The following is a 14,058-nucleotide window of genomic DNA, read 5'->3' on the forward strand; positions in this document are numbered from 1 at the left end:
CAATCAAAGCGCCGCGGGCTCCTGATACTCGACGTCGGCCAGCTGGTCGCCCTCGTACACCAGGGTGGTGATCGAGCACAGCCCGCACTCCCGCCGGCGCGGGTCATGCCACAGCCGCCGGCCGGTGAGGTGCAGCCGCAGCGTCCACACCGGCAGCTGGTGGCTGACGCAGACCACTTCGTGGCCGGCGCCGCGGGCGCGGGCCTTATCCACCGCGGTCGTCATGCGGGCGGCGATCTCGGCGTAGGGCTCACCCCACGACGGCCGGAAGGGGTTGCGCAGCTGCCACCAGAACCGCGGGTCGCGCCACGCCCCGTCACCGGGGCCCACGGGTTTGCCCTCGAAGAAGTTCGCCGACTCGATCAGGTCCGGGTCGGTGTCCACGGGCAGGCCGTGTTCGGCGGCGATCGGCGCGGCGGTCTCCTGGGCGCGTTGCAGTGGGGAGGCGATGACGGCGACGATGTCGCGGTCGGCCAGCGCAGCGGCGACGGCGTCGGCCTGCGCCCTGCCCTTGTCGGACAGGTGGAAGCCGGGCAGCCGGCCGTAGAGGACGCCGTCGGGGTTGTACACCTCGCCGTGGCGGATGACGTGGACCCGGGTCTGATCGGCCATCAGGGCTTGTCCTCTCCGGCGGCCGCGCGGGCCGCGATGGGCAGCGCTTGGGCGATCCGGTCGAACGCCGCGTCGTCGAGCGCGGCCGAGACGAACCATGCCTCGAAGGCGCTGCACGGCGGGTAGACGCCCGCGTCCAGCAGGGCGTGGAAGAACGGCGGATAGCGCCAGGTCTGGCTGGCCCGCGCGGACGCGAAATCGGTCACCGGCGCGTCGGTGAAGAACACGCTGAGCATGTTGCCGGCCCGTGAAAGTTGGTGCGGCACAGAGGCATTGGTCAACGATTCGGAGAGCAGCGCGGCCAGCCGGTCGGCGTTGGCGTCCAGCGCGGCGTAGACGGCGGCGTCGGCGGCGCGCAGCGTCGCCAGGCCGGCGGCCACGGCCACCGGGTTACCGGACAGCGTGCCGGCCTGATACACCGGCCCCAGCGGCGCCAGCCGCTCCATCACCTCGGTGCGGCCGCCGAACGCCGCGGCGGGCAACCCGCCGCTCATCACCTTGCCGAATGTGAACAGGTCGGCGTCGACGGGATCGATTCCATACCAACCGCTTCGGCTTACCCGGAAGCCGGTCATCACCTCGTCGACGATCAGCAGCGCGCCGTGCTCGGCGGTGATCGCGCGCAGCGCGGCGTTGTAACCTTCCGCGGGTGCGACGACGCCCATGTTGCCCGGGCTGGCCTCGGTGATCACCGCGGCGATCTGGTCGCCCAGCTCCGCGAAGGCCTGTCGCACCGCGTCAATGTCGTTGTAGGGCAACACGATCGTGTCGGCCGCCGCCGCGCCGGTGACCCCGGGCGAGGACGGCAGCCCCAGCGTCGCAACGCCGGATCCCGCGTCGGCGAGCAGCGCATCGGCGTGGCCGTGGTAGCAGCCGGAGAACTTGACGATCTTGGGCCTACCGGTGAACCCGCGGGCCAGCCGGATCGCGCTCATCGTGGCCTCGGTGCCGGAGTTGACCAGCCGGATCCGCTCGACGGGCGCCACCCGCCCGATGATCTCAGCGGCCAGCTGACTCTCCGCCGGAGTGGGCGCGCCGAACGACAGGCCCGACGCGGCGGCCCGGGTGACGGCGTCGACCACGGCGGGGTGCGCGTGCCCCAGGATCATCGGGCCCCAGGAGCAGACCAGGTCGACGTAGCGATTGCCGTCGGCGTCGGTGAGCCAGTACCCGTTGGCCTCGGTGATGAAGCGCGGGGTCCCGCCCACCGCGGTGAACGCCCGCACCGGGGAGTTCACCCCGCCCGGGATGACGGCGCAGGCGTCGGCGAACAGCCGGGCCGACGCCGCGGTCGTCGCGGCGTGTGCGGTCGCCTGGTCACTGCTTCCCATGACAACCAGTGTCCCAGCCCGCGCGGCCGGTACAACTACAGGGTGTAGCAGGACGGGTCAGGCGTTGCCTTGGCGCTCGGCTTCCTGCGCGGCCTGGAAATGATGCTGGGCGGCGTTGCGTTCCCTTTCCGCCGCCCGCCGGTGCGCCTCGACGTCCCCGAGGCGCTCCTCGACCGCCCGCTCGTGCACCGCGGCGGCGCGGTCGTGCGCGACGGCGGCCTCGTAGTGGCGGTGCACATCGCGGAGGTGCGCCTCCTGGTCCCGCTCGTGGGCCTGCCCGGCCCGCTCGGTCGCGCGCTCGACGTCTTCGGGGGTGATGGGCTTGCGGGCGGCCAGGGCTTCGCCCCTGCGTCTGAGCTCGGCGGCGCGCCGGGCCGCTTCGTTACCCGGCGAATCGCCCATCTTCAGACAGTAGACCTGTTCGCCGCGCAGAGTGGGGTTGATGCCGGGGCGCGCAAGCGAGTTGGATGGCGGTATGCAGATGCCTCAGGGGCTCGCCCGGTTCAACCGTCACGTCACCAACCCGATTCAGCGGCTGTGGGCCGGCTGGCTGCCGCCGTTCGCGATCGTGGAACACGTCGGCCGCCGCTCGGGCAAGCCGTACCGCACCCCGGTCAATGTGTTCAGCGCCGACATCGACGGCAGTCCCGGGGTGGCGATCCTGCTGACCTACGGCCCGGACCGGGACTGGTTGAAGAACCTGACCGCCGCGGGCGGCGGACGGATGCGCCGCAACGGCAAAACGTTCGGTATCGTGGACCCGCGGGTTGTCACCAAGGCCGAAGCGGCGGTCCACGTAAGCCCCGGCGCGCGGCGGGTTTTCGCGCGGCTGCCGTTCGATGACGCGGTGCTGCTGACGAAAACCGGCTGACTGGTCGCGGCCAGGGCGGGTATACGGCTGCGGCATGCGCGACATTGACGTGACCACAGGAGGCCGCCGGTGACTGGCAGCGACCTTGCCCGACAACAGCGACTGGCCGAGCGGGTCGATCAGTTGTACGCCAGCGACCCGCAGTTCCGGGCCGCGGCGCCGGTGCCGGACGTGACCGAGGCCGCCCAGCGCCCGGGGCTGCGTCTTGCCCAGGTGGTCGACATCTACCTGGACGCGTACGCCGCCCGGCCCGCGCTCGGGCAGCGCGCTTGCGAGGTGCTCGGAGACCCTGCGACCGGAACGGCGAAGACCGCCCTGCTGTCCGGCTTCGAGACCATCACCTACCGCGAGCTCGGTGACCGGGCGGCGGCACTGGCCGGCGCGTGGCAGTCGGGCCTGCCGGGCGGTTTTCGCCCCGGGGATTTCGTCAGTGTGCTGGGCTTCACCAGCATCGACTACGTCGTGCAGTACCTGGCCTGCCTCCGGCTCGGCGGAGTGTTCGTGCCGCTGCAGACCAGTTCGACGGCGGCCCAGCTCGCCCCGATCGTCGCCGAGACGGAACCACGGATCCTCGCGGTGAGCATCGAGTCCCTGGACACCGCGGTCGACGTCGTCGTCGACGCGCCCTCGATCCAGCGGCTGGTGGTGTTCGACTACACCAGCGACGACGATGAGCAGCGCGACCGCTATGACTACGCCCGCGCGCGGCTGGGCGCCGCCGGGCACCGGGCGGACGTCGTGCCGCTGTTCGCCGAGCTGGAGGCGGGCCGGGGCCTGACGGCCACGCCGGCGTACGTCCCGGCCGACGGCGAAAACCCCTTGGCCACTTTGATTTACACGTCGGGCAGCACCGGCGCCCCCAAAGGGGCGATGTACACCACCGACATGATGACCCGGACGTGGCAGCGGCCGCACAGCCCCTCGGTGGACATCGGCAGGCTGATCCCCGCGATCCACCTGCAGTACATGCCGCTGTCCCACGTCTACGGCCTCGAATGGCTCATCGCCACGCTGGCCTCCGGTGGTATCGGCTACTTCGCCGCCAAGAGCGACATGTCCACGCTGTTCGACGACATCGGCCTGGTCCGCCCCACCGCGCTGAATTTGGTGCCGCGGGTATGCGACATGTTCTTTCGGCGCTACCGCAAGGAACTCGACCAGCGCTCCGCCGGGCAGCTGAGCGCCCAACAGCTTGACGAAATGGTCAAAGCCGAACTGCGGCAAGACTTTATCGGCGGACGGGTCATCTCCGCGATGTGCGGCAGCGCCCCGCTGTCCCACCAGATGCACGCCTTCATGGAGTCGCTGCTCGACGTCCCGGTGGCCGACGGCTACGGCGCCACCGAAACCGGCGGCGGGATCATGCGCAGCGGCCGGATCAGGCGCCCGCCGGTGACCGACTACAAGCTGGTCGACGTGCCGGAGCTGGGCTACTACACCACCGACCGGCCGTACCCGCGCGGCGAGCTGTACCTCAAGGCCGCCAACGTGATTCCCGGATACTTCAAGCACCCGGAGCTGTCGGCGAAGATCTTCGACGATGACGGGTTCTACAAGACCGGTGACATCATGGCCGAGCTGGGACCGGACCAACTGAAGTACCTGGATCGCTCCAACAACGTCATCAAGCTCTCGCAGGGCGAGTTCGTCGCCGTCTCCCAGCTGGAGGCGGCCTTCTCCACCAGCCCGTACATCCGGCAGATCTTCCTGTACGGCAGCAGCGAGCAGCCGTTCCTGCTTGCGGTGATCGTGCCGAACGACGACGCCATCGGCGACCGGGACGCGCGCGCCCTGATCGCCGACTCGCTGCAGCGGATCGCCGCCGACGCGCGCCTGCAACCGTACGAGATCCCACGCGACTTCCTGCTGGAGCCGCGGCGTTTCACCCGCGACAACGGGCTGCTCTCCGGGGTGGGAAAGTTGCTACGCCCGGCGCTCAAGGCGCACTACGGCGAACGCCTCGACGCCATGTACGCCGATATCGAAGCCGGCCAAGGTAATCAACTCGACGAGCTGCGCGCCGCCAGTCGTGAGCTGCCCACCATCGACACCGTTCGCCGGGCCGCCGCGGCCACCCTCGGGCTGCCGAGCGACTCCACCCTGAGCCCCGAGGCGAAATTCATTGAACTGGGCGGTGATTCGCTGTCAGCGTTCTCGTTCGCCACGCTGCTCGAAGAGGTCTTCGGCATCGACCTGCCCGTGCAGACGATCGTCAGCCCCACCTCGACCCTGATGACCGTCGCGAACTACGTCGACGGCGAGCGGACTTCGGTGTCGACGCGCCCGACCTTCGCCTCGGTGCACGGGCGCGGCGCCACCGTGGCCCGCGCCGCCGACCTCACCCTCGACAGGTTCATCGACGCCGAGACGCTGGCCGCCGCGACCCGCCTCGCCGCGCCGGCCGGCACCGTCGACACCGTCCTGCTGACCGGGGCCAACGGCTATCTCGGCCGGTTCCTGTGCCTGGACTGGCTGGAACGGCTGGCACCCACCGGCGGGACGGTGATCTGCCTGGCCCGCGGCGCCGACCCGGTCGCCGGACGCCAGCGCATCGAGGCCGCGATCGACAGCGGCGACGCCGAACTGTCCGACCGCTTCCGGCGGCTGGCGGACAAGCATCTGCAGGTGCTCGTCGGCGACGTGGGGGCGCCCAATCTGGGGCTGGACACCCCCACCTACCGCCGGCTCGCGCAGTCGGTGGATCTGATCGTGCATTCGGCGGCCCTGGTGAACCACGTGCTGCCGTACAGCCAGCTGTTCGGACCCAATGTCGTCGGCACCGCCGAGATCATCAAGCTGGCGATCACCCAGCGGCTCAAGGCGATCAACTACATCTCGACGGTAGCGGTGACGACACTGCCCGACGGCACCTTCCTCGGCGAGGACGCGGACGTGCGTTCGGCGAGCCCGTCCCGGTCCCTCGGCGAGGCCTACGCCAGCGGCTACGCGACGAGCAAGTGGGCGGGTGAGGTGCTGCTGCGCGAGGCACACGATCTCTGTGGCCTGCCGGTGGCGGTGTTCCGGTCCGACATGATCCTGGCGCACAGCCGGTTCGCCGGTCAGCTCAACGTGCCCGACATGTTCACCCGGCTGATCCTGAGCGTGGTGGCCACCGGGATGGCACCGCGGTCGTTCTATCGGCTCGACCCGTCGGGCCGGCCGCAGCGCGCCCATTACGACGGCCTCCCAGCGGATTTCACCGCGGAGGCCATCACCACGCTGGGTGGGCAGGTCAGCGGCGGCTACCACACCTACAACGTGCTCAACACGCACGACGACGGCGTCTCACTGGACACCTTCGTCGACTGGCTGATCGCCGCGGGTCACCCGATCGAACGGATCGACGACTACGACGAATGGCTGACCCGGTTCACGGCGGCCATGAATGCGCTCCCGGACGCCGTGCGCAAGAGTTCGATGCTGCCGCTGATGACCGCCTACGCCACCCCCGGCGAGCCGACGCAGGGGACGCGGATGCCCGCCGAAAACTTCCGCGCCGCTGTGCAATCCGCCGGGATCGGCAGCGCCCGAGACGTCCCGCACGTCACGGAGGCGCTGATCGACAAGTACGTCACCGACCTGCGCCGGCTCGGCCTGTTGGAGGAGCGCAGCGAGGCGCAGGTGGGCTGAGGCGTCAATCCCCCACGGACAGCCGCCCGCGGGCCCGGGCCGCGAAGTACAGCCCGATCACCACGGCCCAGGACAGCAGGCTGAGCCAGATCTGGCTGCGCGCCGAGCGGTCGAACGCCATCTGCACCAGCACGGCGGTGATTCCGGCCAGGGTGAGGAGGGAAAGCACCGGGAAGAACCACATCTTCACCCGCAGCTTTTCGGCGGGGGTGCGGCGGCGCAAAACGATCTGCGACAGCGCAATCAGCCAGTAGACGAACAGGATGACGGCGCCCGAGGAGTTGAGCAGGAACAGGAACACGGTGTCGGGCGCGACGCGCGCCATGACGACGCAACCGAACCCGACCGCCGAGGAGCACAGGATGGCGATGTGCGGAACGCCCCGCCCGCTGAGCCTGACCAACCGCGCCGGGGCCTCGCCGCGGTCGGCGAGCACGAACAGCATGCGGGACGCCGTGTAGAGCCCCGAATTCAGACAGGACAGCACCGCGGTGAGTACCACGGCGTTCATCACCTGATCAGCGCCGCGCAGTCCCAGGTGGTGCAGCGCGGCCACATAGGGCGAGGCCCCGAGTTCCACTGAGTCCCAGGGCAATATCGCCACCAGCAGGAAGACCGAGCCGACGAAGAAGACGCCGATCCGAGCCACCACCGACCTCGTCGCCTTCTGCACCGCGAGTGCAGGGTCGCGGCTTTCGGCGGCGGCCACGGTGACAATCTCGGCGCCCACCATGGAGAAGATCACCACCACGATCGCGGCGAAGACGGCCCCCACGCCCTTGGGAAAGAACCCACCGTGCGCGGTGAGATTGCCCAGACCCCCGGGATGCCCGGGCACCAGGCCCAGGACGAACGCGGCGCCGACGCCGAGAAAGACCACGATGGTCGCGACTTTGATTCCGGCGAACCAGAATTCGAACTCACCGAAGGACGATACCGAGAACAGGTTGGTCGCGGTCATCAACACCATCAGGCAAAGCGACAGCAGCCACAGCGGGGCGTGAAACCAGTAGTCGAGGACCTTCCCGCCGGCGACGGCCTCGAAGCCGACCACGATCACCCAGAAGTACCAGTACAGCCAGGCGACCGAAAAGCCCGCCCAGCCGCCCAGCGCCCTGCCCGCGTAATCGGCGAACGACCCGGTCGACGGGTTCGCCGCCGCCATTTCGCCCAGCATGCGCATCACCAGGACGATGAGCAGGCCGCACAGCGCGTACGTCAGAAACGCCGCGGGGCCGGTGTCCTTGATCACCACGCCGGAGCCGACGAACAGGCCTGCGCCGATCACCCCGCCGAGCGCGATCATGCTGAGATGGCGCTGCGACAACCCTTGGCGCAGTTGCCCAGTGGCGGCCATCGAACCTCGCGTCGCCCGGTGAACCGGCGTCAGTCCAGCCGGGTGGCCAGCACGGACCACGCCGGGAGGTGCACCCGGTGGTCTGCCTGCACCGCCGGCTGCGGGCCACCGATGTCCCACGGGATCCGTTCGAAACCGGCGACGTTCGCGTCCGTCATGTGTTCTCGCTTCCTCGCGCCTGCCGACGGGACGAGACTAACGCGCGGACGGCTCAGAGGTGCAGGTCTTGCTCGCGGATCGCCGCCGTGGCGAGCACGCTGATGACGGCCGTCGCCACCAGATAGCCACACGCCAGCCACGGCGCGCCACCGAGGGCCGCGATCAGCGCGGTCATGATCATCGGGGTGACCCCGGAGGCGTAGATGCCCGAGAACTGATAGACGAACGACAAACCGGTGTAGCGGGTGCTGGTGGGGTACAGCGACGAGTACAGCGTGCCCTGGGCCCCGTAGAACAGGGCGTGCACCACCCCGAACACGACGATCAGGCCCACGGCGAACCAGACCAGGTTCCTGGTGCCGAACAGCGCGAAGGCGGGAAACGCCACGATGCCGTAGCAGGCCACCCCGGCCAGATACACCCGGCGGGCGCCGAACCGGTCGGTCAGCGCGCCGGACACCGGCAGCAGCACCGCCATCAGCAGGGCCGCGAAGGTCACCACCACCAGCACCGACACCCGGTTGAAGCCCAGCACCCCGGTGGCGTAGCTGATGGCGAACACGCCCCAGGTGTTGAACGCCGAGCCTTCGGCCCAGCGGGACAGCAAGCCCAACACGGTGTTTCGCCGCGACCGCGGTTCGCGCACGATCTCGCGGATCGGCACGGTGGCCGTGGCCTCGAGGTCACGCAGCTCCCGAAAAGCCGGTGTCTCCTCCACCCGCAGCCGCACCACGACGCCGATCACGACGAGCACCAGGCTGAGCAGGAAACCGATCCGCCAGCCGTAGGCGAGGAATCGGGCCGGGCCGAGCGCGATCTGTAGGAACGCGAATATTCCTGTGCCCAAAGCCAATCCGAGCGCCAGGCCGACCTGGGGAATGGCCCCGAACCGGCCGCGGCGGCCTTCGGGGCTGTGCTCCACCGCCAGCAGGACCGCACCCGCCCATTCACCGCCGAGGGCGAACCCCTGCAGGATCCGCAGCGCCAACAACAGCAGCGGCGCCCACACCCCGATTTGGGCGGCGGTGGGCAGCACCCCGATCAGCGCCGTGGCGACGCCCATGATCAGCATGGTCAGCGCCAGGCTGCGCTTGCGGCCGATCCGGTCGCCGATGTGGCCGAACACCAGCCCACCGACCGGCCGCATGACGAACCCGACGGCGAAGGTGGCGAACGCCAGCAGCGTGCCGACCAGCGAGCTCTCGCTGGGGAAGAAGACCTTGTTGAACACCAGGCCCGCCGCCGTCGCGTAGAGGAAGAAGTCGTACCACTCCACGGTGGTGCCCAACAGGCTGGCCGCGACGACGACGCGCAGCCGCCGGCGTTGCTGCCCGCCGGACTCGTCGCCCGCGCCGGCGATCCCGTTCAGCCCTGTGCCGGTCGGGGGCGCCGGCAAGGTGGCCGCCATGACCTTAGTGGGCCGAGGCGACCGCGAACGGCGTCGCCGATACCGGGCGTGACGGGCGGTCGGACCGGTTGGGGTGGCGCCACAGGCGCATCCGCTCCAGCAACGGCAGCACACCCTCGCCGAACCAGTAGGCCTCTTCCAGGTGCGGATACCCCGACAGGATGAAATGGGTGATGCCGAGTTGGGCGTATTCGGCCAGCCGCTCGGCCACCTCGGCGTGCGAGCCGACCAACGCGGTGCCCGCACCGCCGCGGACCAGGCCCACCCCCGCCCACAGGTTGGGGCCGACCAGCAGCCGGTTGCTGCTGCCGCCGTGCAGGTCCAGCATGCGGCGCTGCCCCTCCGATTCGCTGCGGGCCAGGCTGGCCTGCACGCGCTCCACGTCGGCCGGGTCGACGGCGGCCAGCAACCGGTCGGCCTCGGCCCACGCCTGCTCGGAGGTGTCGCGGCTGATGACGTGAATGCGCAAGCCGTACTGCAGAATTCGGCCGGCGTCGACGGCCTGGCCCCGGATCCAATCCAGCTTCTGGGCGACCGCCTTGGCCGGCTCGCCCCAGGTGAGGTACACGTCGGAATACTTGGCCGCGACCGGGCCGGCCGACGCGGACGATCCGCCGAAGAACACCGCCGGTATCGGGTCGGGCGGATTGTTCAGCTGCGCGCCCTCGACACGAATGTGTTCGCCGGCAAAGGTCACCGGCGTCTTGGACGTCCACAGTTGGCGCACCACGTCCAAGAATTCGGCGGTGCGCGCATACCGCGCCTCCTTGTCCAGGAAGTCCCCGTAGGCCCGCTGCTCGTGCGGTTCGCCGCCGGTGACGACGTTGAGCAGCAGCCGCCCACCCGAGTGGCGCTGGTAGGTCCCGGCCATCTGGGCGGCCAGGGTGGGGCTCAGCAGCCCGGGCCGGAAGGCCACCAGGAACTTCAGGGTTTCGGTGGCCTCGACCAGCGTCGCCGTCGTCAACCAGGCGTCCTCACACCACAACCCCGTGGGGGTGAGCACCGCCTCGAAGCCGTTGTCCTCGGCGGCCGCGCAGATCTGGCGCAGGTAGCGCAGGGTGGCTGGCCGGTCGCCGGACATCGGCGTGCCGTGTCCGCCCGCCACCAGGTTCCGGGAATCGCCATAGGTCGGCAGAAACCAGTGGAACGCGAGACTCATCCTCAATCCTCTTTCAATCAACGACGCGAAGCACGAAAGCTCCATCCTGCGAAACTTGCTTCCGCCGCGCGAGGGTTGAAACCGCCGAGATTGCATCCCCGGCCGGCAGCCGTGGCACCGCGGCGAGCGCGCGGTGCGCGTGGTCGGTTCGACCGCCGGTCGGGCCACCACGTTTGACTGTTGTTCCGTTGGGGCGCAAGGGGCTACGATCGGTCCGATCCCGCGTTGGCACACCGGCCGGGGCCATGATGATGGCCGTACCACGAGGCCGCAACTCGGCCGCCGGGCGCGGCCCGAGGCGGCGAACGGGTGCACCCCAGGTAACCGGTTGGAGACCGGCAGGTCACGCCAGATCACACAATGCTTCCAGTTCGGCGTGGCTCGGCAGGTAATCACCGGTCAGGGCGGCATTATTGCGATCATGCCTGACCTGACACGCCGGGCGGTGCTGCGGATGGGAGCCAGCGCCGGCCTGGGAGCCGCTGGCGTGTTCGCCTTGAGTGGCCTGCTCGATCCGGTCAGGCCGCGGGCCGCGACGCTGCCGCAAGCTCCGGCCCCGTTCGAGCCGTCCGCGGCGAGCAGCAACCTGCCGACCAAGCTCACCGGTTCGTTCGTCTCCGCCGCACGCGGGGGCGTGAAGACGAATTACGTGATTGCCCTGCCGCCCGGCCAAGTCGGGATGCTGCGACCCGTGATCGCGCTGCACGGCAAGGATGGCGACGCGAACATGATGCTCGACTGCGGCGTCGAACACGGCCTGGCCCAGCTGGTCAAGGAGGGCAAGCCGCCGTTCGCGGTGGTGGGCGTCGACGGCGGCAGCGACTCCTACTGGCACAAACGGGCCGACGGCACCGACTCCGGCGCGATGGTGCTCGACGAGCTGCTGCCGGTGCTGTCCTCGATGGGCTTCGACACCTCGCGGGTGGGATTCATGGGCTGGTCGATGGGGGGCTACGGGGCGCTGCACCTGGGCGCCAAGCTGGGGCCGGCGCGGACCGCGGGGATCTGCGCGATCAGCCCGGCGCTGTACACCTCGTTCGCCGACAGCGCCCCCAAGGCGTTCGACAGCAACGACGACTGGGTGCAAAACAGTGTGCTGGGTGTGCCGGCGCTGTCGCAGATTCCGCTGCGGGTGGATTGCGGCACCTTCGACCGCTTCTATCCCGCCACCCGCGAATTCGTCAGCCAACTCAAAACGCCGCCGACCGTCAGCTTCACGGTCGGCGGGCACGACATGACCTGGTGGCGTCTCATGTTGCCCAGCGAGCTCGCCTGGATGGCGACCTAGCGCAAAGCGATGAGCATCCGGCAAAGCGAACTCCCCACCCGCCAAACCGAGCGGGCGGTCAAGCGGACCGGATTCCGACCCGACATCGAGGGCCTGCGGGCGGTCGCGGTCGTCGCGGTGGTGCTCTACCACGCGGGCATCCCGGGGATCACCGGCGGATACATCGGCGTGGACGTGTTTTTCGTCATCTCCGGCTTCCTGATCACCGGGTTGTTGTTCCGGGAGGTGACCTCCACCGGCACCGTCGCGCTGGGGCGCTTCTACGGGGCGCGGGCCCGTCGCCTGCTGCCGGCCGCCGCCGTCGTCGGCGTCCTCACCGCCATCGGCGCGGCCGTCGTGCTGCCGCCGCTGCAGGCGCGCAGCGTGTTCCTCGACGGCATCGCCAGCGCCCTCTACGTCGGCAACTACCGATTCGCCACCCAGGGCACCGACTACCTGACCCCGCACCTGGAGTCGCCGTTTCAGCACTACTGGTCGCTGGGCGTGGAGGAACAGTTCTACCTGGCGTGGCCGGTGCTGATCATCGGCACGGCCTGGCTGGTTCGGCGCGTCCCGGCACCGCGGGGCGCCACACCGTATGCGGTGGTCCTGGGCCTGGTCGCGGCGATGTCGCTGGCGGCGGCCGTGCTGTGCAGCCGGACCTCGCCGTCCTGGGCGTTCTTCTCCCTGCCGACCCGCGCCTGGGAACTGGCCGCGGGCGGCCTGCTGGCCCTGTCCATCCAGTACTGGCGCCACCTGTCGCTGCGTACGGCGTCGATCGCCGGGTGGGGCGGGCTGGCGCTGATTGTGCTGACCTGCACGCAACTGGACGCGCGCACCCCCTACCCCGGCACCGCGGCGCTGCTGCCCGTGCTGGGAACAGCGCTCGTCATCGGCGGCGGCAGCGCCACCCGCGGCCTGGGGGCCGGCCGGCTGCTGTGCCGGCCGGCGATGCGCGCGATCGGCCGGATCTCTTATTCCTGGTACCTGTGGCACTGGCCGGTGCTGCTGCTGATGCCGGCGCTGCTCGGGGAGCCCGCCGGCCTGCCGGCCCGGCTCACCGCGACGGCCGTGTCCGCCGGTCTGGCGATCATCACCCTGCACCTCGTCGAAAACCCCGGCCGGTTCGCCGCCGCCCTGCGCCGGTCGGCGAGGGCCAGCCTGGCCGTCGCCGGGGCCGCCAGCGCCGTCGCGGCCTGCGCGTGTGTGCTGCTGCTGAACGTGGTGCCGGTGCCGGTCGGTCACGGGGCGGCCGTCCCGCGGGCCAACATCGTGGCGGCAACGCCCAGCGCCGCCCCCACCGTCAGTGCGCCAGAGGCGGCGGTCCGTGCGGCGTTCGCGCAGGCGCGCGCAGCCGTCGCCGCATCGGCGAACCTGAAAGCCGTTCCCGCCAATCTCGATCCCCCGCTCGCCAAGGCGCCCGCCGACAAGGCCGCGGTCTTCGTCAACGGGTGCGTGCGCTCCTGGCGCGAGGTCGGGCAAAACGAGTGCGCGACGGGCGATCTCGCCTCGCCGACGAGGGTCACGCTGATCGGCGACTCGCACGCCGCCATGTGGGACCCGGCCTTTGCGCAGGTCGCCGAGGGACGCCACTGGCGGCTGGAGACGCTGGCCAAGGTGACCTGCCCCATCCAGGACCTGCACATCGTCAGCCCGTATCTGGGCCGCGAGTACACCGAGTGCGAACAGTGGCGCGGCCAGGTCATGGACCGGGTGGCCGCCGAACATCCGCGCCTGGTGGTGGTGGACATGAGCCGGCGCTACGCCGCGGACTTCGGCTTCACCTCCTACGACCCGGCGTGGATCGACACCCTGGGCCGCACCGTCGCGCGGTTGCGCGGCACCGGCGCGGCGGTGTTGGTCCTGGGACCCGCCCCGGATCCCCAATCCTCGCTGCCCACTTGCCTTTCCGCGCACCTCGACGACGCCGGCGCCTGCACGCCGACGCGGTCCGCCGCGGTCAACGACGACGGCATCGCCGCCGAGCGTGCGGCAACCACCGCCGGCGGCGGCCAATACGCCGATCTCACCGACCTGTTCTGCACCCCCGAGCGCTGCCCGATGGTCGTCGGCAACACCCTGGTGTTCCGCGACGACAACCACGTGACGACCGAGTACGCGCAGTTGCTGGCGCCGGTGATGGGCGCGCTCGCCGACCGCGCCCTGGCGGGTGGGTGAGGCGACATTGAACTTCTGGTGGTTGACGAACGTCATATCAGCGAAGGGTTTTGGGAGGTTGTAGGGGATGACTCCGCTGCTGCTGG

The 14,058-nt window shown here is 70.1% G+C and carries 11 protein-coding genes; 4 read left to right on the forward strand and 7 right to left on the reverse strand.

The features are described from left to right. Nucleotides 1–3: 3 nt before the first annotated feature. The 3 genes from ACEL92_RS23695 to ACEL92_RS23705 are packed head-to-tail and all read right to left on the reverse strand — an operon-like array spanning nt 4 to nt 2,345. Nucleotides 4–612 carry a histidine phosphatase family protein gene (locus ACEL92_RS23695; protein WP_374023022.1) on the reverse strand — a complete coding sequence of 203 codons (609 nt, stop codon included), beginning with the start codon at nt 610–612 and terminating at the stop codon, nt 4–6. Further along, nucleotides 612–1,943, reverse strand: coding sequence for a glutamate-1-semialdehyde 2,1-aminomutase (gene hemL / locus ACEL92_RS23700; protein WP_374023023.1), 1,332 nt, complete (start codon nt 1,941–1,943; stop codon nt 612–614). The genes ACEL92_RS23695 and hemL overlap by 1 nt, the downstream gene beginning before the upstream one ends. Before the next feature lie 57 nt (nt 1,944–2,000). Beyond that, nucleotides 2,001–2,345 (reverse strand): hypothetical protein, encoded by a 345-nt coding sequence (locus tag ACEL92_RS23705; RefSeq protein WP_374023024.1) that lies wholly within the window; start codon nt 2,343–2,345, stop codon nt 2,001–2,003. Between the two features lie 73 nt (nt 2,346–2,418). Between ACEL92_RS23705 and ACEL92_RS23710 the strand changes: the two genes are divergently transcribed. Beyond that, nucleotides 2,419–2,814 carry a nitroreductase family deazaflavin-dependent oxidoreductase gene (locus ACEL92_RS23710; protein ID WP_374023025.1) on the forward strand — a complete coding sequence of 132 codons (396 nt, stop codon included), beginning with the start codon at nt 2,419–2,421 and terminating at the stop codon, nt 2,812–2,814. A gap of 69 nt (nt 2,815–2,883) precedes the next feature. After that, on the forward strand, nt 2,884–6,444 hold the full coding sequence (gene car / locus ACEL92_RS23715) for a carboxylic acid reductase (protein WP_374023026.1): 3,561 nt from the start codon (nt 2,884–2,886) through the stop codon (nt 6,442–6,444). Nucleotides 6,445–6,448: 4 nt separating this feature from the next. On the opposite strand, the gene ACEL92_RS23720 is transcribed toward car, so the two are convergent. Genes ACEL92_RS23720 through ACEL92_RS23735 form a run of 4 tightly spaced genes read right to left on the reverse strand, consistent with a single transcriptional unit; the run spans nt 6,449 to nt 10,527 of the window. Beyond that, on the reverse strand, nt 6,449–7,801 hold the full coding sequence (locus ACEL92_RS23720; RefSeq protein ID WP_374023027.1) for an amino acid permease: 1,353 nt from the start codon (nt 7,799–7,801) through the stop codon (nt 6,449–6,451). 29 nt (nt 7,802–7,830) lie between these two features. After that, a complete protein-coding gene (locus tag ACEL92_RS23725) occupies nt 7,831–7,959 on the reverse strand; it encodes a hypothetical protein (protein WP_374023028.1) in 129 nt (42 codons plus the stop codon). Between the two features lie 53 nt (nt 7,960–8,012). Continuing rightward, entirely contained in the window at nt 8,013–9,368 is a 1,356-nt protein-coding gene (locus ACEL92_RS23730) for an MFS transporter (protein ID WP_374023029.1), read from the reverse strand. A gap of 4 nt (nt 9,369–9,372) precedes the next feature. Further along, nucleotides 9,373–10,527, reverse strand: coding sequence for an LLM class flavin-dependent oxidoreductase (locus ACEL92_RS23735; RefSeq protein WP_374023030.1), 1,155 nt, complete (start codon nt 10,525–10,527; stop codon nt 9,373–9,375). A gap of 421 nt (nt 10,528–10,948) precedes the next feature. On the opposite strand from ACEL92_RS23735, the gene ACEL92_RS23740 reads away from it, so the two are divergent. Together ACEL92_RS23740 and ACEL92_RS23745 are read left to right on the forward strand one after the other, a co-directional pair. Beyond that, nucleotides 10,949–11,815: an alpha/beta hydrolase gene (locus ACEL92_RS23740; protein ID WP_374023031.1), complete on the forward strand. Its 867-nt coding sequence runs from the start codon at nt 10,949–10,951 to the stop codon at nt 11,813–11,815. Between the two features lie 9 nt (nt 11,816–11,824). Beyond that, nucleotides 11,825–13,972: an acyltransferase family protein gene (locus ACEL92_RS23745; RefSeq protein WP_374023032.1), complete on the forward strand. Its 2,148-nt coding sequence runs from the start codon at nt 11,825–11,827 to the stop codon at nt 13,970–13,972. Nucleotides 13,973–14,058 lie beyond the last annotated feature (86 nt).

It is taken from the genome of Mycobacterium hainanense (genome assembly GCF_041890355.1).
GTDB classification, from domain to species: Bacteria; Actinomycetota; Actinomycetes; order Mycobacteriales; family Mycobacteriaceae; genus Mycobacterium; species Mycobacterium hainanense.